A 24428-nucleotide genomic window follows, 5' to 3' on the forward strand; every position below is an offset into this window, starting at 1 on the left:
TTAGCTCACCCCTAAGCATTCAAAATATTTGCGACTTGACTTGTCCGCAGATCCAAGCAATTTGTTATAATTTAGTTTATCACCTTGTTTCTTATAAATATACAGCATTATTGCAATTGATATTGGTTTCGCTAAATTGTATTTATTCTCTACAGCAGTCTTTAGTTTTTCAAGGCATTTATCATATGCATTGTCCTTCCCTTCCAATAAAAATGCAATGCAAAGTGTATTCATTATATAACCATCTCGAGCATTTTTTAGCAGATTGATTGCTTCTGAATAATTATCATCCAGTATATGTAACAAGGCATATTTATCATTAATAAACCATGTATTTCTTCTTATGGTCTTTCTCTTACTACCTTCAAATGCAATCTGATAACTTGTATTCATTAATTTTAGCGCTATTGCTTTGTACTGATTAATTGCTTCAATATCTTTTGAAAAATTTCTCTTAATATAGTACATATACATATAAACAACACCTAATTTATATAGTACATCCATTGGTGATATAGTCCATCGATTTTGATTTGATAATAGGTATTCAACTTCAAGAGATTCAATCAGTTCATTTCCTGATTCTGCAACAAAACAAAGTTCAAGATACTTCCTCGCATTCGAAACATCTTCAATATCTCTTTGTGTAATAGATGGTTTATAATCAGTCCCAGAAAATTTCGCCATTAGGTGCTCATTAATATATAAATCCGGTTTCTGTAAGTAATAACTACCCAAGCAATAGCATGATTTTATATATTCATTTTTATATGTCTTTTGCTGCTCTTCATGTAAGTTATCAAACTCAGTAATTGCATTAACTATAGATCTAATTCCACATTTTTCGACTTGTTCAAGCTCATGAAAGAATTCAGGATTCCACGTATGCGATTTATATTTCATCTGTTTTATTTTGTATTCAAGTATTAGTTTACCTAATCTATAATTATTTTTAATAGATTTCCTATTCAATGCAATTGCCTTTTCAAAGTACATTATAGCACTTTCTATTTCCTGATCTCTATTCCCGTCATTTCTACCTTTAGGTTTAGATAACTCCATTACATTAAGATAATATCTGTATGCTAATGCTGACAGATATCTGTAATCAAGTGGTTCTAGTTCAATACATCTTTTATATAATCGAATACTATGCCCCCTATATTGTGCAACCTCTTTGAGATGTGTTCTATCTTTAGCTTTTTCATTTTTAGGTTCACCTAATTTACTACATGCAAATCCAATTTCATATAGATCATTAACATTGTTCCATAGTTCATGACCTTCCCCTATGGAGTCAATTGGTTCAAATAATTCAACAATGCTTTTCCAATTATAATTAGACTTATATTCTTGAATCTGAGAAGTATAGCTTGATTGTTTTGTTTTATTAATCTGACCTTTCCTGACAAGGTCAAATGTTGACTTATCCAGTATATATGCATTAGGGCTATATTTTTTGTCATCTAACCAGTCTTTAATAGCTGCTACCCTATATAAATTTTTTCTGATTTGCTCATTCGTTTGTTGCATTATGTCTTGTATGCTAAACTCAAAAGAAAGCTCTTTTTCATTTGCAACCAGATTATCAATCTCTAAGAGATAAACACCTTTATTGGAATGTTCTTTAGCCATCATAAATCCAATACAGCCTTTGATTTTTGATGTTTCTAGATCTTTAAACTTTTCAAATGAATTAATTGTTGGTGCAAGTAAATCACCGCTAAGATAGTATTTCTTCCTATCCAATACTTTTTCATTAAACAAATTAACATATAAATACATAGTACTCCTCCTCAGTTCATAAGCATATTTATATCCTATATTGTCTAGTCACATTAAATCGCTCTATTTATATAAATTCCATTCTTTATATAATACTTCAATGCTAAATTGGGAAACCTGGCGATTTCTTCTTATACGTAGTCATTATCATTCTTTTCCGATTCAGTGATATCATTATCTGAACTATCACTTCTATTTAGAAAATCTAACGCTAATATACCGATAAATGTACTAAGCCTTCAAAAATTTATTTTGTAAAGATATAGGTAAAGACATTACAACTTATGATAACTTATGTTATTACAATGAATCTCCTTTATGTTAATTATTATTTCATGCTTTGTTAAGATATGTGAAACGTCCCCTTGTCTGCCCTTAAGATGTTCACAATAACTTCGTACCTGGCACAACTCACTTTCATTCCAACGCCAGGTATAAATGCATACTCTTGCATATCCTTAGGAGAAAGAGTCTTATCAAAGTCATACATTATTGCTACTATTGTTTTTTATTCCATAACTAACCCTATTGAAAATTAATTTATTTCCTTTCTTTTTATCTACCTTACAGTTTGTTCCATTTATATACAGCAATATAATATTATATATATCTATAGCATACTTATCAAAATCAAAACAACAAATTATACTAAAGGATTATCAAAAATAGCCACCATGTTTCCTATTCTTTGATCTGTATAGTCATCTGAAATAGTTAATTCACGTTCAATTAAACACTCATATAAAACTTCAATACCACCTCTTAAATAATCATTGAACAAATTAACATTAGCTTTAAATTCCTCTTCAGTTGTTGGTCCTATAAAAGCTCTATCAATTTTTTGTTCAACAGACAATGTTGTTGTATCATCTAACAATAAAATCGTTTGCATAATTATTTCCAAATCTTTTTCTAATTCTAACATCTGAGTTACAGGAACTGTTCTTTTACCATCAGAATAATCTGCTACTGATCTTCTTCTAGCTCTTAATCCTATAACAGGTGCAATAGTATATAAATCAACTAATCTTTTAAAAAAAGAGTTTTGAATCTGATTTTGTTCCCACATTTCATCAACATATCTACTATGTTTACCAGTTATTTGTACCTCTTTATGAAAATATTCAAATCCCATATTATTCTCCCTAATAAATCTTTTCAATTTTTGAGTAGTTTTGTTCTTTTTCTTTAGCAACAATATATTTTGCACCAGTATACTTTTCTAATTTACTATGTTCCCAATCTTTATCTAGCATAAATAATATTACCTGATCTGCAGTTTTAGGCAAGACTTGTGATATTAATTCAATATTTACTGAACTTAATTTAGAAAATGGACCATCTAATACTAAAGGAAGTGTTTGAGCGATACATTCTGAATCGCTTTTTTTCAAATTAGCTAATTCCATTATACTAACAATAAAAACAAAATTTTTAGCAATTTTTTCTCCTTCAGACAATCCATGTGCCTCCATTTCAGAATACGTATCATCTTCGTTTATTTTATTGTAATATAATTTAATATCGTAGTTATCCTCCAAACGTGCATACTTATCCTTTTCATTAAACATTACCTTAAAATTATTATTTATAATATTATTTAGTTCATTTAATATAGTTGTTTCATTTTTTTTATATATCCTAGAAGACGCTTCATAAACCTTTTCAGCAATCAAAATATTCCTCTCAATTTGAGCATTTTTAGCTGATTTATCCTGAAGTCTTGAGATTTCTTCCTCAAGTTGTTTTGCTTTTCTTTTATAATCTTCAATATTATTTTCTTCTTTACGTATTTTATCTTCTTCTATTTGCTTGTTTTTTTTATTTGATTGCATTTTTAATCGTTCTTGTTGAAAGTTTATTTTACCATCAATTCTTTTGTTTATTTTTTCAATTTCATTCTCATTATCTTCATTTGAAAATTTTTCTCCTTGATATAAATCAGCTTTATCTTTAATAACCTTATATATTTCACTGCTACTTGAATGCCATCTTTTTAGTTCTTTTTGATAATTTCCCACTAATGTACCAATAGCCATAGGTGGAATTACCTGTTTTAATTTCATTAATGTATCATATTCATAAGAATCTTTTATTACTTTATGTCCACAAATACAAATACCATTATTAATAATATAAGCTATAGTATCATTTGTAATATCAGGAATATCTTTACCATCTAATTCAACATTCTTTAACAAACTAATAACTTCTTCTAATAAAGGAGCAGCAAAAAATATATATGATTTACTGAAAGAAGTAACAATATCTGCATAATAAGATTTCATATACTTTTCACTATTTTCAATATCTTTTTCTAATGATTTAACTTTTTGCTGATCAAGTTCTATTGTTTTATTAGCATTTAATATATCCTCCGAATCTGCAATCTTTTGTTCATAATATAGTTTATTTTTGGATGCTTCGACTATCTTTTTTTCACTATCATCAATTTTAGATAATAAGTTTTGCAAACTATCATTAAGATTATTATAATCATCACCAGATCCAGTAATTCTTCTTCTTAATTGCTTTATAACGCCGTTTTTTCCGTACGTACCTAATTCATTTAAATGTAATTTCATTAATCGTATTGGAGAAACACCCATTATTGTATAAACTGACTCTTTGATATCGTTTCTCTTGTTTTTATCCTCATTCCACCTTTCTCCATCAAACAAAAAGTATCTAGAAAGATTTATCGGAAGTAATTCATTTATTATATCGTCAACTTTTCCTTTGTTTTTTCCGTTATCATCACCTGCATTATCAAACAAAGTTGTAACTCCACTATCTTTCTCTTTTATTCTCATGGTTAGTTTTTCATATTCTTGTTTTGCAATATATTTAGGATATTTTCTTGAAAAATTAGCTTTTCTTAATAAATTGTATTTTTTATCTTCATGTTCCATTTCAATTTCAACAACAACTTCCCGATAATCGTTAGGTCCCATTTCCCCTAAAATTTCATTATTTAATATTGATATTTCGTTTTTTAAATCATACTTTGTTTCTATTAATACTCCATAAAGAGCCCATCGGAATGCTTGTGCTATAGTAGTCTTTCCAGAAGTATTATCACCTAAGACTACAGTAACTTTTTTTTCTTGATCACAACTAAAATTCAAAACATTTGTACCCTTATACCTCATAAAATTTTTCATCTTCAGCTGCGTAAAATTCATTATAGTCCTCCTTTGAATACTTTTCAATTATCCTAATTATTAGTTGTACCATTTGTGAATCAGTATATCTTCCAGTCTTTAAATTAGTAGACTCCAGAACGCGTATATCGCTAAATAATAAGTTAAACATCGTATTGTCTATCTCATTTCTATACATTGCTTTTTTCCTCCAATTCATCAATTAATAATTGCATAATATAATCTGTTCCATATGCATTCTGTATATTATCTATAAATTGTTCCGCAACTCTTTTGTTTATTGAATATCTACCAAATTCATACACTCTTGATAATTCTCCTTTAACTAGCGCCTTATCCAAATCAATATCTCCAAATTTTACATTTCCTAAATATCTAGGTAAAGTAACAAAATCATATATTATCGCCTTTTTTTTACCTGGGCATTTTCTTAATAATCTGCCTCTTCTCTGAATAAATTCTTTTGGATTTCTACTGCTTGCAAGAATAAAGGCAGTACGTATCTGTGGAATATTAACTCCTTCATCTAGACATCTTATTGCTGTAATCACCTGATATTGCCCATCTGCAAAACCTTGTTTTATAATTTTTCTTGTTGCAGCGTCTTCCGATGAGGTAAATCTATGTGTACTCATTCCTAGATCTAATCCTATAATATTCTCTACACTATCAATTTGACGTTCAATCTCATCGTCTAAACCATCTGGCTCTAAACCATTTGTTGCCCCACAATAAACAATAATATATTTATCATCTACATAATCTTTTAACTTTTCTCTTAGCGCCTCTAGTTTGCTTTGTGCTCCAGCAACTAAACGCGAACGCTTATACACTAACATCTGACCAAGTTCAGTTAGTTTTAGTTTATTGTCTTTCATTATAACCTGTTTAGATATTTGTTTTGATATATTCAAATAATCTTCCAATTCATAATCATTTAAATATGTAATAACTGGATAATAATCGTAATTAACTAAAAACTCTTCCTTTATTGCTTTTTCCAAAGTATACTCAATACATTTATCACCAAAAAAATCATATATAGCTTTTGTTCCTTCTTTATCCATATATCTTTCTATTGTAGCTGATAAGGCAAGTCTATACCTTATTTTACTATTTAAAAACCTAGATAAATATGATGCACCAAAATTATGCGCTTCGTCAGCGACCATAAGTATATTCATATCTTCTGTTACATCTTCTATAACATCTTGAATCTTATTGCTCGTAAATGTTTTGTTAGTAGTAATACAAATAAAAGGTTTACTATTAACTTTATAACGCTTATATAAGTTAACTAGTTTAGTACTCCAATGGTTATCTGGCGAATTAGAATGGGCTATGATAGGATTTCCTCCCCATTGAACTACATCTTCTTCCCATTGCTGCACTAAATGAATAAATGGGCAAACAATAAAAACAGCTATATTGTTATTTAAATGTTTTGCTAAATTTTCAATGCAACCTAATGAAGCAAATGTTTTTCCAGTACCAGTAGCCATATCAAATATTCCACAATAATTATTACTTGCCCAATTATTTATTGCTTCTTGTTGATAATCATACAGTTGCAAAGTTGACGGTTTTTTTATAAAATTATTATATATACTTTTATTATAGTAATATTCTTGCTCATCTATCGAATAGTCTATACAGCTTTTTCTATAAGATTTTAACTTGTTTATTATTGCAACTGGAAATTCAACAACCTTTACTTTATTTGTATTATCACTCCATAAATTTTCAAAATCAATTTGTTTGTCATTTACACGTTCTAAGCTTTCTTTGCTTTTCCAATCACAATAAACATCTATAGACTCAAAGTTTTCAACGAAACCATTAATAGATTCATTCATAGATCCAGTAAAACTTACTCTATTACCATCGTAATCTATTAGTATACCGATTTTTTCATGATATAGACTAATCTTATTATCATTTTCCATGAAAGCTAATTTGAGCTCTAATGTTCCATTTGCAATTAGATTTGCAATCAGATTTAACCTTTGTTCTTCATAGTAATTTTTCAAATCTTTAATTTCTCTAAACAAGGAATTTTCTATTACATTTTTCTTCTCTTTATACCCTTTATTTATTGCATCTAAATCATCTTCACTCAACCGTGGCGAAGCAATTATGCGAATTTTACCATTGCTTTTGGCTAAACTACATAGCCCAATAGACAGTTCTAACAAAGACGTCGATGAAAAATAGCCAACAGCTCTACTATATATTTTTGCCTCTTTTAATACTGGTATAAGAAATTCTTTTGGTATATTATTATCTGAAGTTCTATATTTTATCTTAATATCTAAGTTTTTAAATCCCACTACTGTTACCCATCCTCCATATAAATATTATGAAATAGCATATTGTTATATATTTATAAAAAATAATTATGCCTTCAATTTATCTAGTTCCATAATTAGTGTTTTATAAATTTCATCAAACCTTAATTCTAAAATATTCATATAAAATTCATCTTCTTCTTTTTCCTTCTCAAATATTTTACCAATATTATTAGAAATACAATGTCCGAACATTGCGACTTCTGATACATAATTGAAATAATCAACTGGTTTCATATCACTAATTTGAATGTTTGAATAAGAACTTATATAGGTTCTATTAAGAGGACTATTTAATATATGTTTTTTTTCACTTCTTATTTCTTTTGATGATTGTCCTATTTTAGTTGCATTTTTTAAAGGTATAATATGATGATCTTCTATTTTTATTAATTGATTATTTCCTTGAAAATTAAAACTTCCTTCAGCTCCTACTTTGTATGACGTTAAATACAGTTCATCAAATATAAAGTCTTTTGGTTCTTGGCTTAATATATATTGTAAAATAGCCTTTCTAACTGAACTTTGAACCTCATGAGTCTCATCTTTCATCAATAAAAGATTAATATCACTATATCCGGGATCCTTCAAAACCATCTGATAATAATTATCAAATGGATTATCAATTTTTCCATCTATCCATTTGTATAAATTTTTCATATCTTTAATAGATTGCTCATTTTGTCTTTCCCTATAAGCCCCTCCGAATAGGCATGACCAATACCAATATTCAATTTTATCGACCGATTTTTTGTCATTCCACTTTTTATCATCAATTAAACAATAAGCAATTGGTAAAATCATTAATTCATATGGTAACTCTTTAACATGTACAATTCCACATCGTAACTGTAAAAATGAGCAAGCCCTTATTAAAGCTTTAATTGTTTTTTCTGTATTGGAATTGATCTGTTGTGAGTTCAATTTTAAAATTTGATTCTTTTTTACATAATCACTTTTTATTTCATCAACGATTCCATATTCTGTATTAGATAAAATTGATAACATATTTAAAAACTGTGATTTTACAAATTTAGAAATTTCATTATCCTTTGTAAGCCCTACATATTCAGTAAACCAAACTTTTATTTTATCATGTAATGTACCGGTTATAGCATTACTAAGTTCCACTTTTTCTTGCAAAAGAAATAGTAACCTTTTTGATAATGATTCTAACGACTTATCTTTAGCAGCTTTTGCTACTATTAAATCAAATGTGTCTAAAGGTGTTCCACCTTTATTAATGCTTTCAAAAATAGCAACTGCTCTATTGATCTCATCTGATGGTAATTCAGTTGTTGGAACTATTTCATTCATTATTCCTTCTAAATAATTTATAATATCTCTACTCCATTTTGCTGACAGATTTGACCATGCACTATTTATACCACTTTCATCGTTACTCTTAATAAATAAATCTATATTAGGTTCAATTTCTGCTAAATATTTTTTTAACTCTATTTTCTTCTGTTCTTCATCTAAATCCATTAAATGAGCTTTTATTGATTCAATTTTTTCTCTTCCTATTCTTTCAACAACATATTCATGCAATGCTTTAGTTTTATCCTTCTTATAAAGAGTATATAAAGGGACTAAACCCTCACCTGCAGCGAATTTAGAAATAATCAGATTTCTAAGATTTGTATCATCAATAGAAATTATATTGTCGTTATTGTCCTTTACAATAAATCCTGGATTATACCAATCTTGTAATTTAGTTTTAAAAATAGGTTTACACTCAATATAATCAACAATTTGATTTGGCTCATATGAATTTAAGCCATTAAAAATTAATGTATCATATCCAAAAATATCCTCCTCATTTTCTTTAGGTATAACTCTAATGAACCATCTATTTCTAAGATCCTTATATATACTATCCCAAGTGAATTTCCAGTCATTTAAATCTAAAAAAAGATCAGTAAACATACTTTTTAAACTCGTAACTCTTTGTTGACCGTCAAGTAAATATGTGCATTCATCCATAGGTGAGCAACCATCTTTTGGAAAACACATTTTTTTATTTGCAAAGTCGTCTTTTGTTCCATCTAAAAGCAATATACTCCCAACAGGTAAACATGTCATAAATGAAGCTAATAGATTTTTTTGCTGATCCTTGTCCCATACAAAATCTCTTTGAAAGTCAGGTAGAACCAACTTATTTTCATCATTTTTGTTAAATATATCTTTTAACTTAATCCCCATAATTTTGCTCCTTTTTATTTTAAGTTAATGATGTTTTCTTAAGTTGAATTTTATTTAATTGTACATTAATGAAAATATATATATTTTTATTATGTAATCACCGTTTTAGTAATATATAAACTTCAATATTTATACATAAACAATTTCATACCTTTTCATTAAGCTCTCACTCTTCTATATTAATAAAATATCATTTATTGCATTGATCAAATTTCTTACATCCTCTTTAGAATTAAAATAACTTAATCCAACCCTTACTGTTCCTAATGAAAATTCATCTTTTAGATACTTATGTATAAATGGCGCACAATGATACCCAGTTCTTACTGCGATATTAAAGTCTTCATCTAGTATCATTCCAATATCCTCAGATTTATAACCATCTACCACAAATGATACAATACTGATATGGTTTATTAGGTTATGTGGTAGATAAATTTTAATCCCTTTTATATCTTCTAATCCTTTTATAAGATAGTCTGTTAATAATCTTTCGTGACTATGAATTTTATCAACATCTATATAATCTAATGCTGCTTTTAACCCAGCTATAGCAACAATATTAGGACTAGCATATTCATATTTATTAGGACTATTTTTAGGCATATCCAAATTTAGTGAATCGCTACCCGTACCACCAACAATAAATTCCTTTAAATAAATGCTACTATTGTCTATAAAACCTGCAATACCAAAAGGCCCATATAATGTTTTATGTCCAGCAAAAGCTAAAAAATCAATATCTAATTTTTCAAGGTTAATATCAATTAAACCAATTGCTTGTGCAGCATCTAAAACAGTAACAGCGTTATATTTTTTTGCTTCTCTAAAAATTTCATCTATTGGCAAGATATAGCCCGTTACATTGCTTACAAATGTTGAACACACACAAGCTGGATGTTCTTTAGCAAACATGTACTTCATTCTTTCAATATCAATTTCAAGTGTATTTTCATTTAAAGGTAATTCTCTTATATTTATACTATTCTTTTTACTTATTAAATTAAGTGGTCTAGCAACTGCATTATGTTCATATGGTGATACATACACTGTCGAGTTGTTTACAAAGTCTAATCCATTCAAAATTTGATTTAAGGAAATTGTAACAGAAGGAGAAAAAACAACATTCGCTGAATTTTTAGCGTTAACAAGTTTTAATAATAATTTTTTCGTATCCTCAATTATTTCCGTTGCCTTCTTTGCTAATTTATAAGAACTTCGACCTGCATTTACACAATAATTTCTATTAGCTTCATCCATTGCATTATAGACATTTTCTGGTTTTGGAAAAGTAGTTGCTGCATTATCTAAATATATTACATCACTCACTCTTACACCCCCTTTTAGCTCAATACTTTTTCTAACATTTCTACCAGAATTGATACTTTATCATTTACACTTAGATCTGAAAAATCGTCTATTGTATCTTCAATTATATTTCTTAATATAGATCCTGTATTTTCATCTGCTTTATCATAATATCTTTGTACTAATTTACCTTCTTTATTTCTAAAAACTAATTCATGTTTCTCTTCTATGGTTTCATCTTTAATTGATTCTACTCCTTTTTTTGTTTCACTAAGAGCATAAATATAATCTTCAAATGATTTATCATTCCAATTTTCAATATACACATCAGTAACTGATTTAATTACCTTTTTTACTATCTCTACGTCATCATAAATTGTCATATTTGCGATACAAGTCATTAGATTTGTTATTTGATTGCTGTAAATACCCTTTTTAGACATTGAACTTTGCTTATCATACCAATTTTTCAAAGTATGATATAAGTCTTCTTTAGACTTAAAAATATTAATTGTTTCTAAAATCGCATTATTTATAATATAATCTAAATAATTATCAAGAATATACTTAAATTGTTTAATGTAATTTAAACATTTTTCATAATCATCATTTACACCAAAAGCCGCTGGAATTTTATCAAATATAATCTCATAAGGATTAGCATCAACCCTCTGTAATAATGGCTTTATAACTAACATTGCTTGATATGCTTTTTCATCCTCAAAAGTTATAAATTTATCTCTAAAATTTCTTGTAACTTGTGGTAGTGCCCTAAACCACCTTTGCATACATATTAATATGTTATTAATTCTTGATCCTGACAAGTTGTATACACTTCCATTGGAAAACGTATCTAGCAAACCAATAATATATTTTTCCTTTTTAGCACTTTGTGCCGACATAAATAAAAAATAATCCGATGGATTCTCACACATATTTAAAATAATGTCAGAAGTAAGTTGTACTTCTTTTGTATCAAAGTATATAATGATATCCTCAGTTCTGTTTCTCAGAATGTATGCTAAATAAATTGACAAAACCCCACCTCTAATTCCAAATGGAGCATTTACAACATTATTAATAATAGAACTCAATGATATCTTCTTCTCTATGCATAAAGAAATAGAAGCATTTATATTAGATAAAAATTCCCTCATATTATCACTTAATTTTCCATTTAAAATACCTGTATTTTTAAATAACGACCTATATATTGTTGCTTCAGGATTAGTTTTTTCGTAAAAAGATTTATCATCATTCCCATTAAGGATATACTCAATAATATTTTTTCTAGCTCTTCTTATTGGTGCCGTTTTTATAAATTGTCTATTTATTTGCTCATTATTTATAACTGGGGTTTTACGATAATACGAAAAACATACATAATCAATCAGTTTATTTAAATTTATATGTTTTGATTCTATTGATTGTCCATTTTTATAATAAAATGCTTTACACCCATTTTGGAAATCATAAGCATGGTTTAAGTATATTAATAATTCATTTATAATATCATCTTCAAATATGCTTAATTCATTTTTTAAAACTTTATTATTATCTAAAAACAATGTGTCATTTTTTAATTCTTGTATGATTTCATAATCTTGAACTTGTTTTATCATTTCAAATGTTTTGGTTGGATTTATAATCACTATCTTCTCATTCGAAAATTTATTCAATTTTTCAATTATAGATATTTTATTCTTTTTTTGATCTTCTTTTGTACAAATTAAGGCTATTACTTTTCCATCACAAAAATTTTCGTTATCGAAAAGGACTGAAAAATCATCAATGTTCATAAATTCATCATAATGAAGATATTCCATCCTAAAATACCTTGTAATTGAGAATTCTTGATTATACTTTTTAGGAATTATGTATTTATTACTTGCTATATTTGAAAAAACCTTCCCAATATTAATCTTATCAGACTTGATAATTCTTCTTCTATTTATTTCATTCTTTAAATCAGTCCCTATCCTAGTTTTAAATACATAATTATCATTTGTACTTTTTTTATAAATAATTTGGCTATTTAATAATTCATCTAACACTACATTTACATCTTCTATTTCAGAAGCTAAATATAAATATTTTTCTATAGTAGATAGCTCATCGGGTTTATTAACTATATTTATTAAAGCCATTATCTTCAAAATCTTAACTTGATTGGGAGTAGTAGCACTGGATATTGCATATTCTGCTTTTAGCCATTCTCTATGAACATATTCATTAGCAACATTCTTTTTAAATATTCCTTTAAAATAGTCATAAATTAAATCAGGAGTAATAACCCATTGCATCATACAATTATGGTTTTTTATATATCTTAACATACTATGTGGTTCATCTTTTGACATGAATGTAAATAACGTTCGTTCATTTTGTGCTACTTTTTCACTAACATTTAATAGCAAGTATGAGCTTATCGGATTTAATGGGTAACAACCATCTACAATTATTTTTTTAAAGTCATTTTCTTTAAAGGTTGTTCTAAATGCAGGAATATCATAATAACTTTTAGATATTTCATCACTTAAATGCTTACTACAATTAGAAATTTTTTTTATCTCATTAATGTCTTTAAAAATTGCATTTTTAATTAGCTCATAATTATTTTTTGAAGAGGTTACAAAATACCTCTCTTCAATTCTACCTTCAATCCCAGCAAAAGAATTAATTAAGTCAGAAGAAAGATATTTACCATATTCCTTTATACTTTTGTGTGCAACAAAAGAAATAAATACTTGTGATGATTTTTTTGAATTATGAGATAATTCACATATATCTTGTAGTAATTTCATATCATTGCCTACTGATGTTTTATCTCTGCTTTCAATAAATTTACTGAACTCATCAAATATAACATAAATACCACTATATCCATGTTTTTTAGATAATTCTTGAGCAATCTCTTGATAAATTTCCAATACTTCAGAATTTACTAAAGGATTAAATATGCTTCCTGATGTTAGTTCAGGATATATTTCCTTAAATATGCTTAACGCTTTAGAATCATAATTTAGTAATCTAGAAACCATTTCTTTATAAGAAATATTTTTCTCTTTTAATTTTTCTATAAAGTGATTATATGTTTCCTTATAATTATTCATCCACTTATTAATATTGTTAAGAGCATATGTGAAATAAGTATTAGGAACTAAATCTATTAAATTTTCTCTTTTTAATGATTCATTTAACCCAATAAGAAACGATTGATTTAAATCGCCGTAAGTACTTGAAATTAAAACTGGTAAAAACCGTCCTTTTTCTTTCCAAATATTTCTAATTGCATTAGAAACAGTTTCATCAACATTATTAACAGAAGCTATTATCTTGTTAACAATCTTATCATTTTCACTTGTTCTTTTTAACGAAATAATGGCTAATAACACTAACAGTAAATGGGATTTTCCCTTACCGTATGGGCCAATTAATATTGAAGATTGATTTTCATTTTTTTCGATAGAATTTAGATATAATTTAAGAACATCAACCGATGACTTTGTGGGAATATAGCTTGATATCTTATCTATATTATTCAAATTTAAATATAAGTTAATTGCATTTTTAAAATTATTATTAACTTTAATTATTTCACTTAAATTATTTATTGTCATTTTACCACCTTATTTATGTTCATTATAGTAACTTCTAATAACAGATTCTGCTGTTATGTTTGATTTTTTGTATATCATATCAAGTCCCGCAGTTCTATCAACTTTTATATAATTTAGAGAATCTAATCTATCTAAAAACTCATTAACAGTAACTCTTGATAAATTATAAATATTCCCTAAACTTTCATCCCCAACTGATATTCTATCAATACTAATCGAATCTTCTCTTTCAAACAAACAACATAATTCATACAATACTATCCAATAATTTATCTTTCTTAAATCGGGTTGATTCCTGTAATAGACGTCTTCTTTTCTATAAAGTAATCCTAATATAGAAAAAGGGCTAATGTTTTTATCCTCCGGATCCTCGTTATTTCCTCTTTGACTACTATACATATTTAATATTACATCAATATCGTCTTTAACAGAATTTACAGAGAACTTTTCATCTCCTATATATTTTTTTAATTCATTAATCAATATATTATTAATTTCATCTCTTTTAAACTCTTCTATGTCACATCTATTAAAAAATATGTACCACGAGGTAGCATTTTTTATATTTTTAACTAAATTAGAATGTAAAACCCACAAGGTGAAGACATCTTCAAAATATATATCATTTTCTTTGATTATTTTACCAAGTTCAGTAAGATTAGCCCCTCGGCTAGGCCTTTCGCTAATTAAATTAAATGCTTTAAGCCAATATCTTATCGATCTTACCATATTGTTACCAACACCAAGTTTGTCGGGACCATCAGAATCTAAAAATATCCTCGGATCATCTTCAACAACAATTAAACCTTTATTAAGCCACCCTTCTCTAAGAACAAACTTCTCATGCCCTCTCAATTTGAATGGTACTTTTTTTTCAGACATATTATCAACCTCTCTTTATAGTTAAAACTTTTCTCATATAGCACCCGGCATTAAAATGAGAAACACATTCTGCACATCTTACACATTTTTCATCGTCAATTCTATAAGAAATTTGTCCATCTTCTAGCTCACGAATTAAAATTGCATTATGCTTGCATACACTTTCACAAGCTTTACAACTCATGCACATTTGATATTTTGTCAATTGACATTGTATTTTACGTTCAGCAATTGCCAAAGTTCTAGATTTTGCTATACTTTTCTTTTTTATAGTTACCTTTAAATGCGTGTTTTTTAATCTTCCTTGCAAAATTAAGACAGGATTACCTTTTCTATCAACAATATATACCTCTCCTAATCTTTTGTTGCCAAGATCTTTATTTACATATCCAAAAGGCTTAAACAATTCATACAATTCTTCAGTAATAGGTCTTTGAAGCTCATAATTAAAAGCATTATCCTCCGTAGCACAAGGTTCAAAGAATACCATAGATTTTTGTGCCATTTCAAGCCCATTACCACCTTGCCTGGCTTTCCAGTTACCACTATCTACATATTCGTCAGGATCAGGTTTTTCAATTTGTTTTGCAAAATCAACCAACAAATTTCTCCAATTTATATACTTATCATACATGTGTACTTTAGAAAGAAATTCTGACCACCCACCGTTATTAGGACAACACCAACATCCTACTCTTGTATATCCAAGTTTGTATGCTTCATTAAAATCTATCTTATTAGTAAATATATATAACCAAACATCAAAATCAATCCAATCTATTATAGGTGATACAACAGTCTGTTTTGTTATTTTAGGGCTATCGCTTTCCCTTTCATACTTACTTCTGCTAGCAGATTCACTTTTTCTAATACCGTAAAATGTTAATATATTAGTTTTATCTCTAAATGCAGATGATATTGTTCTAGATATAGTGCCAGTTTTGAATACAGTGCAACACCATCTCATAACCCTACTTGGTGGACCTATTACTTTACATAAATCTTCAAAATTTTTTTCTCTATTTTTTGAAGTAATCATTTGTATGCCTTTTGTATCTTCATTTTTCCTAAAACGATCTTTATATTCATATGTTTTATCGAATTCAAGGGTAGTATCTCCAAAAATGTGCAATACTTTTTTTGTTCCTAAACTCTTAGTTACTAAATGTGATGTTACAGTTGAATCTTTACCACCACTAAACGATACTAGCATATCTTCGATATTATACTTATCAATATATCCTTGAATAAATTTTACAGCCTCATCATTTATATTATTATATCTTATTTTATTTGCTTCTATAAACTTATTAATACTTTCATTAAAATATATTCGGTTAACCTTATCTATGTAATAATCATATTTTTCTTTTATTTTTTGTATTTTAGTAAATGGTAATTTGTTCAGTTTATTTATCTGCAACCTCAATTTTTGTCCATTAATAAAATAAGCATTACTTCCATTCCATATAGAAACATTATTAAAACATAAAGGATCCTCTTTTTCCAAAATTATTGCCAACAATAATTTTTCTTCTGGAAAAACAGGTCTAATATCTGTAGAAATATATCTAGCCTCTTTCCCACAAATATCACAAAACTTATTAAACACTGGTATGTTACATTCATGACACCAGTAAATAGTTGTAGAAACAACAGTTTTTGTATTGCATTCTTCTTTTATACATCTATCTGTTTTCATCGGTACATTACATACTGGACATAATAATTCTATCATTTTCACCTCTATCTACCTTACTAAATTTTCACTATTATATAATACTAATAATAACTTCAAATGAATGATTATATATTTTTATTTTATATAAGTATAATCATTTATACTACGATTCTACAAATACTGACAGTTTAAAATCTATTAATACTAATTCAAATTACACTCTTTTAATGATTAATATCTAATCAAACACTCGTCTCAAAATTTCCAAATTTTTAACTTATTCTTAATATTTATACTTTTATATTTTGAACTAATATTATTTATCAGATTAAAATAAAAAGTTCTAACTTGCCTTACCCCACCATAACATTCCCACTAGCCTTCTTCTTAATAAACTCAGGCATCTTATTATCTAGCTTCCACACTATGCTCATAGGCTTACTGCCTTCATAACTAACAAATCTTGCTGTCCCTAAGCAATAATATGGTTCTGTTATTCCGTTAACTTTCTTTTTCTCTCTTACAAACAATACAACTTTACTACCCATAGACTCGTGATTGATATACCTTTGTCCTGTTGGTGATGTATCTGATGTTCCGCTTTGTGATTGCCAGTGAAAATATTTGTCATCTATGGCATAATCATCATACATTGTTGTTTCTGAATAATCTTTTTCTGATTTATTTAATGTAATAAAGAACATATCAGTCTTTTTATCTTTTAGATATAATACACCTTCTCTAAAGGAAGACTTCTTGTCCAATTTATTTTCTTCAAATGCTGCTAATATTTCTGCCATAGAATATTTACAATGTAATTTCAGCGGACATTGATATTCTAAATTCATACTTTTTTCTTTGAAACTAATATTTTCTAAGCTATATTCTAAAATTGAAATTATTTCTTTGTTTAGTGGTTTACATTCTCTTAATTTATTTATACTATCCTCTGCTGTGTTGAAATTCATTTTTTCTAATGTATCTTGCCATATAGTATAATAAAACATATTTAACATTAATTTTTCATTTTTATTTAAATCTATATAATTAAACCTATTAGATTTTAGTATCATTAGAATAAATTCAATCCATTCCTTAGAATCTATATGCAGCAATCTTGATATGCCCTTTGATTCTTTTTTATATTTATCGTAATCAAAATCTTTGATAATTCCTGCTTCTGAACATAAGTATGTAAAACTGTAGTTTTTATATATGTCGATTAACTTGACATTGTGGTTTTTGCAAAATTCTATAACATTTAATGTTGTTCTACTTGATGCATAATCTTTGATTTTTCTAATAATTGTCCTTTTATTATTTAAGGTATTTTTTATATTTTCTAAAATATATTCTTTTGCAATTCTTTCTAGCTTAATAAAGCATCCTTTTGGCAGGTTTGGGAATTCATTTTCTATTTCTTTTGCAATAGAATTATGAGTATTTCCTATTAAAGCTCTATATTTTTGTTCATGGAAAATATAGTTTTTATTTGCTTGACCTACGAAATCTAATACCGTTAAGCATTCTTTACCGTCATTGAGCCTTAACCCTCTCCCTAATTGTTGAAGAAATACTGTAATACTTTCTGTTGGTCTTAAAAAGAGCACAGTATCAATCGAAGGGATATCAACGCCTTCATTATATAAATCTACAACAAATATAAAATTTATTTCTCTATTTTCAAGCTTATTTTTTGCACTGTATCTTTCACTGTCATTAGAATCTGCTGTTAAATAAATTGATGGTATTCCTACCTTGTTAAAATACTGGCTCATGTATTCTGCATGTAACTTGCTTACGCAAAACCCTAGTCCTCTAACTTCTAAAATGTCTTTTGTATATTTTTTAATGCTGTCAATTACTAAGTTCGCACGTTGATTATCTTTTGTGTAAATATTTTCTAGTTCAGTTGCATCATATTTGCCATTACGCCATTTAATATTTTTTAGAGTTACAGAATCTGTAATTCCAAAATAATTAAATGATGAAAGTATTTTTCTATTTATGGCTTCGCCTAATCGTATTTCTGCAGCTATCCTATTATCAAAGTAAACGGTAACATCTTTATCATCCATACGCTCTGGTGTTGCAGTCATTCCTAATAATATTTTAGGATTTATATACTCTAACAATTTTCTATAACTTGGTGCTGCTGAATGATGAAATTCATCTATTACAACGTAATCATAGTAATCCGCTTTGATATTCTCAGTAAATTCTTTTGAATTAAACGTTTGTATAGAAATAAATAAATGTTCTATTTGAGATGGGTCATATTTTCCAACCCATAAGTCTCCAAAATTTCTATCTTTTAAGATTTTTCTAAAACAATCTCTACTTTGCACTAGGATCTCTTCTCTATGTGCTACAAATAGTAATCTATTTTTTGCATTGGGATTATTTCCTACGAATCTCTTGTAATCAAATGCAGATATAACTGTTTTTCCTGTTCCTGTTGCTGCAACTATTAAGTTTTTATATCTATTATGTATTTCTCTTTCTGCTTGGAGTTTATCTAGTATTTCTACTTGGTATGAATATGGAATTACATCAAAATAGAACTGGGACTCAGTATCGTTACTGCAAATTTTATTTGTATTTAATGCTATTTCTAATTTTTGTTTGTCAAGTAAATCATCTTTATTGAACAGATAAAAATCATTATCATGCCAATATGATTCAAATGTTGCATTGAACTTTTTTATCATATCTTTGGAAGTATATTCTGATATTTTCAAATTCCATTCTAAACCAGTGGTGAGTGCAGAATTTGATAAATTTGATGAACCTATATATGCTGTTGAAAATCCAGTATTTCTATAAAACATATATGATTTGGAATGTAGTCTTGTTCTTTGGGTATCGTAGGATATTTTTATTTCTGTATTTGGTAAACGGGACAGCTCTATTATAGCCTTGTAATCTGTTGCGCCCATGTATGATGTGGTTATAATTCGTAGTTTATGTTCTTTTGTAAATTCTTTTAATGATTCATATATTTGAACTAGTCCGCTCCATTTTATAAATGAGACGAGCATATCTATTCTATCTGCAGTATTTATTTCTTTGATTAATTCACTGCCCAGTGATGGTTCGTTTTGAGCTCCTGTAAAAAGCGAATTGGTCGCTATGGAGGTAATTGGTCTTATTTTTTTATCTTTATAATTATCTATTAATGCACTATCTTTATTATTTAATATTGCAAGTAATAATTGTGCATTTTCGTTTATAATAAAATCATCTAAATCTTCTAATTTTAATTCTTCTTTTAAAAGACTAACTATTTTATTGCATAATTCAACTTGCCTATAATGTTTATCATCTCCAGAAATATTACGAAGAGATTTATTGATGACTATAGACATATATTTAGATAAAACTGCATTTGCTTCTTCTTTATCTATTTGTTTTTTATCTATATAACTATCATTGCTATCAAGTTTTTTTATTATTTCTTCATTGATTATTTTATTAATTACTGATTCATAAAACCCATTATGTAGTGACATACCCCATGCTCCTATAATGCTATAATTATGTATCTTTGTTTCTTAATAATAATTTTATTTCTTCTTTTTATTTACATATAATTCCCATGTCACATTATAACATTATTCTACAAATATTACCATTGTATTTTTATATTTTATAATTTCTTTTTGCCAAATGGAGAAAAAGCCCCTATCAATTGTGATATTGTTGTATCATTTTTATCAAAAAATCACTTGCTTAGATAAATTTTTATCCAAGCAAGTGATTAGTATACTTTGGTATTTTATAATCGCATATTTCGCTGATGTTTTTGTATTTAAAGTTCTTATACCTCAAGTTTAAAATTATGATATTAATAAAGATATGCTCAAAACATTTTATTAAATATTTCTTTAAATAATTTGCTACTTGTAGAATATTGCTGTAATTAAAAAATTAGTCCCGTATTTTTCATTTGTAATTAACCCGTTTTCTGACCATTTTCCAAATCCCGCCTCTACAGCTAAAGGTCGTAAATCTCCATAAAAAGAAAATACACCTTTGGTCCATATTTTATTATAACCATACAATTTTATAAGCTTTTTTATTTCCTTTAAGTTTTTGTTTGCAACTCTGTTGACGTTGAAAGTAGCACTGGAAACATTAAAAAAATCTTTATAAAATAATGTACTCTTGCAATAATGTGCGAACAATATACAATTAACATTTTCACAAATCTTAATATGCCCTTTTAATATAACATTGTATTTACTACTAATTTCATATGCCTTATTGATTAGATCACTGTTCTTCATTTTGAACACCCTATTATTTAAATCTTTTTAATACTCTTACCAGCAGAGTTGCATTTTATGCAAAATTTAATGAACATAAATGTTCTAAATTTCAATTGCACGATTTTTAGAGTTTTGTTAGATTCTAGTAGAATCTGGACTATATCCTAAAAATTCATCATATACATCTAATCTTCTGTCCTTCTTAGTAGAATTATATTTATTTGTACCATGAGCTCTAACCTTTGCGAAATTACAATCACCATATATTATCTGCTCTGTATCATCTACAGGACCAACAATTGGAATACCTGAGGTTTTAACAATTAAACTTTTTCCTGGAAAGACCATACCTCTCTCTGTTCCAACTCTATCAGCAGCTGCAATATATATACCATTACTATGAGATGCTGCCATAGCTAAAACAGGTCCAAAATTCTTCATATTATCGGGCAACGCATCTATTGAAGCCCAGTTAGTAGGAACGCATACTATGTCAGCCCCTTGTGCTGCAAGTATTCTAAATGTCTCAGGAAACCACATATCATAGCATATAACTATACCAATCCTGCCAATTGGTGTATGAAATACTGGAAGTCCAAGATTCCCCTGTTCAAACCACAGAAATTCTTCTTCCCATAAATGAAGCTTTCTATATTTGCCTACTAAACCATTTGGTCCAATTAGTACCGCGGTATTATATAAATCAGCTCCATCGATTTCTGTTATTCCAGAAACTATATGTATATTTCTATCATGTGCCACATTAATCCAAGCATTTATACTCTTACTATCTTGTATATTCTCTGCTAATTCTAAAGCTTCTTTCTTGTTATTGAATGAGTAACCTGTATTAGCCATTTCAGGCATTACTACCAATACTGCACCATTATCTGCAGCCTCATTAATCATTCTTACAGATTTTTTTATATTTGCTGTAATATCACCTATTTTAATATCCATTTGTAAACAAGCTACTCGAACATCTAATGATTTTCTTTTTAATTCTGACATTTTTCCTCCAAAGTTATCCACAATCCCACGTCATCATGAAATAATATATAATCAAAGATTCGCTGTAAAAAGTGTGAAATATATACCGTTTGTATGCTATCTAATTATACCACTAATTATTTCCATACACAACATTATATACCGTTAGTTTTATTTTTTCTCATCAACAAATCTAAGTATTACTTCTGGATAATGACATGCAACAAATTGATTTTTTTCAATTTCAGTAAGTTGCGGTTCCTCTTTGGTACATTTATCTTTTGCAATAGGGCACCTTGGGTGAAATCTGCATCCTGTGGGTATATTAGTTGGAGAAGGTGTTTCACCTTTTAGCACGATTTTCTGCCTTTTATTATCAACATCAACGTTAGCTAAAACACTTACTAAAGCTTGTGTATAAGGATGTCTACAATTGCCTGAAATTATTTCAGATGGACCTATTTCAACAATTTTTCCTAAATACATAATTGCAATTCTATCTGAAATTAACCATGCTAGTGACAAGTCATGAGTAATGAACAAATATGATGTACCTTTTTGTTCCTTCATCTCGTACATCAAATTAACTATATCCGCTCTTATTGATGCATCGAGCATAGAAACAGGCTCATCAGCAACAATAAAATTAGGAGATACAACAAATACAGTTGCAATAGCAACACGTTGACGTTGCCCACCACTTAGCTCATGTGGATAGCGATATAAATAATCTTCCCCTGGCTTAAGTCCTGCGAATTCTAAAGCTTGTATAGTTCTTTCTTTTATTTCTGACTCTGATAAATTTTTTTCTATCATTCTTAATGGTTCAGAAACAGCATCAATAATCATATATTTTGGATTAAGTGATTGATATGGGTCTTGAAAAATCATCTGAGCTCTTTTTCTAAAAGAACTAAGCCACTTTCTATTTTTTAAATCATATATTTCGTCATCAAATTTTAGTAGCCCCTCATGATGAACTAAATTAAGGATTGCTCTACCCGTAGTTGTTTTACCTGAGCCAGATTCACCTACTAATGATACTATTTCGCCCTTTTTTATTCCTAAATCAATTCCATCAACAGCTTTAACATATCTTTCTTTTTTAGAAAAAATATCTTTTATCAAACCTTGTCTTATTTTAAAATATACTTTTAAATTTTTTGCTTCAACTATATTATTACTCATTAGTTACACCCCCATATAAATGACATGCTACATAATGACCATTTCCAAAGTCTACAGATTTAGGAACTTCAGTTTTACATATCTGCTTTGCTTCACTACATCTTAAATGAAATCGGCATCCCGAAGGAGGATCTAATAAGTTTGGAGGTGTTCCTGGTATTGATTCTATACGTTTTTTCTCTCCATATATATTTGGAAATGCACCAATTAACTTCTGTGTATATGGATGTTTACTATTTTTAATTACATCTCTGACCGTGCCTAATTCAACTATGTTTCCTGCGTACATAACTGCAATTCTATCACAGGTTTCTGATATTATAGATAAATCATGAGTTATAATTATCATACTCATGCTAATTTTTTTTCTTAGTTCATTTATTAAATCAATTATTTGTGCTTGTATCATAACATCCAATGCTGTTGTAGGTTCATCAGCAATTAATATTCTTGGATTACAGGCAAGTGCCATTGCAATCATTACACGTTGTCTCATCCCTCCAGAAAATTCATGGGGATAATCATCTATACGACTAGAGTCTAATCCAACTAACTTAAATAATTCTATTATTCTTTTTTTTATCTCATCATCTTTAGCCTTTGGGTAATGTAAAGAAATAGCCTCAGCTATTTGAAAGCTGATTTTTTTAACTGGATTTAGAGCATTCATTGCCCCTTGGAACACCATTGCTATGTCATTCCATCTATAAAGTTGCCACTCTGCTTCTGAATTATTAGCTAATTCTTTATTATCGTATTTTATTGAGCCATTATCTATGTACCCATTGTCTGGAAGCATGCCCATAGTAGACAATGCTGTAGTTGTTTTTCCACAACCAGATTCTCCTACCAGACCTAAAGACTCTCCTTCATATAAATCAAAATCAACGTTTTCTACTGCTCTAACAGTTCCTGTACTAATTTTAAAAAATACATTTAAATCTCTAACCTCTAACGCCTTTTTTTTATTCTCGCTCATATTTTCA

General features: G+C 28.0%; 15 protein-coding genes. All 15 read right to left on the bottom strand.

Annotated features, from left to right (window positions below):
- Entirely contained in the window at positions 1-1785 is a 1785-nt protein-coding gene (locus J2Z76_RS05475; protein WP_209510984.1) for a hypothetical protein, read from the bottom strand.
- Between the two features lie 643 nt (positions 1786-2428).
- Entirely contained in the window at positions 2429-2920 is a 492-nt protein-coding gene (locus J2Z76_RS05480; protein WP_209510985.1) for a hypothetical protein, read from the bottom strand.
- Between the two features lie 10 nt (positions 2921-2930).
- Positions 2931-4970: an AAA family ATPase gene (locus J2Z76_RS05485; RefSeq protein ID WP_209510986.1), complete on the bottom strand. Its 2040-nt coding sequence runs from the start codon at positions 4968-4970 to the stop codon at positions 2931-2933.
- Positions 4927-5127, bottom strand: coding sequence for a hypothetical protein (locus J2Z76_RS05490; protein WP_209510987.1), 201 nt, complete (start codon positions 5125-5127; stop codon positions 4927-4929). The genes J2Z76_RS05485 and J2Z76_RS05490 overlap by 44 nt, the downstream gene beginning before the upstream one ends.
- Entirely contained in the window at positions 5120-7279 is a 2160-nt protein-coding gene (locus tag J2Z76_RS16955; protein ID WP_209510988.1) for a DEAD/DEAH box helicase family protein, read from the bottom strand. The genes J2Z76_RS05490 and J2Z76_RS16955 overlap by 8 nt, the downstream gene beginning before the upstream one ends.
- Before the next feature lie 66 nt (positions 7280-7345).
- Positions 7346-9502, bottom strand: a complete 2157-nt coding sequence (locus J2Z76_RS05500) for a DUF262 domain-containing protein (RefSeq protein ID WP_245210333.1) — start codon at positions 9500-9502, stop codon at positions 7346-7348.
- Positions 9503-9676: 174 nt separating this feature from the next.
- Complete coding sequence (locus J2Z76_RS05505) at positions 9677-10831, bottom strand: aminotransferase class V-fold PLP-dependent enzyme (RefSeq protein ID WP_209510989.1); 1155 nt, start codon at positions 10829-10831, stop codon at positions 9677-9679.
- Between the two features lie 14 nt (positions 10832-10845).
- On the bottom strand, positions 10846-14430 hold the full coding sequence (locus J2Z76_RS05510; RefSeq protein WP_209510990.1) for a hypothetical protein: 3585 nt from the start codon (positions 14428-14430) through the stop codon (positions 10846-10848).
- A 9-nt stretch (positions 14431-14439) separates the two neighbouring features.
- Positions 14440-15312 (bottom strand): DUF4007 family protein, encoded by an 873-nt coding sequence (locus J2Z76_RS05515; protein ID WP_209510991.1) that lies wholly within the window; start codon positions 15310-15312, stop codon positions 14440-14442.
- Positions 15313-15316: 4 nt separating this feature from the next.
- Positions 15317-17050, bottom strand: a complete 1734-nt coding sequence (locus tag J2Z76_RS05520) for a phosphoadenosine phosphosulfate reductase domain-containing protein (protein ID WP_245210334.1) — start codon at positions 17048-17050, stop codon at positions 15317-15319.
- Between the two features lie 296 nt (positions 17051-17346).
- Entirely contained in the window at positions 17347-20505 is a 3159-nt protein-coding gene (locus J2Z76_RS05525) for a DUF3427 domain-containing protein (RefSeq protein ID WP_209510992.1), read from the bottom strand.
- 387 nt (positions 20506-20892) lie between these two features.
- Positions 20893-21282, bottom strand: coding sequence for a hypothetical protein (locus J2Z76_RS05530; RefSeq protein WP_209510993.1), 390 nt, complete (start codon positions 21280-21282; stop codon positions 20893-20895).
- 117 nt (positions 21283-21399) lie between these two features.
- A complete protein-coding gene (locus tag J2Z76_RS05535) occupies positions 21400-22275 on the bottom strand; it encodes a nitrilase family protein (protein WP_209510994.1) in 876 nt (291 codons plus the stop codon).
- A gap of 150 nt (positions 22276-22425) precedes the next feature.
- Positions 22426-23442: an ABC transporter ATP-binding protein gene (locus J2Z76_RS05540; protein WP_209510995.1), complete on the bottom strand. Its 1017-nt coding sequence runs from the start codon at positions 23440-23442 to the stop codon at positions 22426-22428.
- Positions 23435-24421 (bottom strand): ABC transporter ATP-binding protein, encoded by a 987-nt coding sequence (locus tag J2Z76_RS05545; protein WP_209510996.1) that lies wholly within the window; start codon positions 24419-24421, stop codon positions 23435-23437. The genes J2Z76_RS05540 and J2Z76_RS05545 overlap by 8 nt, the downstream gene beginning before the upstream one ends.
- Between the last annotated feature and the right edge of the window lie 7 nt (positions 24422-24428).

Source organism: Sedimentibacter acidaminivorans, from assembly GCF_017873955.1.
GTDB classification, from domain to species: Bacteria; Bacillota; Clostridia; order Tissierellales; family Sedimentibacteraceae; genus Sedimentibacter; species Sedimentibacter acidaminivorans.

Bases quoted from the DNA above. Each gene is read 5' to 3' on its own strand.
- J2Z76_RS05475 (WP_209510984.1), bottom strand. From the start codon at position 1,785: ATGTATTTATATGTTAATTTGTTTAATGAAAAAGTATTGGATAGGAAG.
- J2Z76_RS05480 (WP_209510985.1), bottom strand. From the start codon at position 2,920: ATGGGATTTGAATATTTTCATAAAGAGGTACAAATAACTGGTAAACAT.
- J2Z76_RS05485 (WP_209510986.1), bottom strand. From the start codon at position 4,970: ATGAATTTTACGCAGCTGAAGATGAAAAATTTTATGAGGTATAAGGGT.
- J2Z76_RS05490 (WP_209510987.1), bottom strand. From the start codon at position 5,127: ATGTATAGAAATGAGATAGACAATACGATGTTTAACTTATTATTTAGC.
- J2Z76_RS05500 (WP_245210333.1), bottom strand. From the start codon at position 9,502: ATGGGGATTAAGTTAAAAGATATATTTAACAAAAATGATGAAAATAAG.
- J2Z76_RS05510 (WP_209510990.1), bottom strand. From the start codon at position 14,430: ATGACAATAAATAATTTAAGTGAAATAATTAAAGTTAATAATAATTTT.
- J2Z76_RS05515 (WP_209510991.1), bottom strand. From the start codon at position 15,312: ATGTCTGAAAAAAAAGTACCATTCAAATTGAGAGGGCATGAGAAGTTT.
- J2Z76_RS05520 (WP_245210334.1), bottom strand. From the start codon at position 17,050: ATGATAGAATTATTATGTCCAGTATGTAATGTACCGATGAAAACAGAT.
- J2Z76_RS05525 (WP_209510992.1), bottom strand. From the start codon at position 20,505: ATGTCACTACATAATGGGTTTTATGAATCAGTAATTAATAAAATAATC.
- J2Z76_RS05530 (WP_209510993.1), bottom strand. From the start codon at position 21,282: ATGAAGAACAGTGATCTAATCAATAAGGCATATGAAATTAGTAGTAAA.
- J2Z76_RS05535 (WP_209510994.1), bottom strand. From the start codon at position 22,275: ATGTCAGAATTAAAAAGAAAATCATTAGATGTTCGAGTAGCTTGTTTA.
- J2Z76_RS05540 (WP_209510995.1), bottom strand. From the start codon at position 23,442: ATGAGTAATAATATAGTTGAAGCAAAAAATTTAAAAGTATATTTTAAA.
- J2Z76_RS05545 (WP_209510996.1), bottom strand. From the start codon at position 24,421: ATGAGCGAGAATAAAAAAAAGGCGTTAGAGGTTAGAGATTTAAATGTA.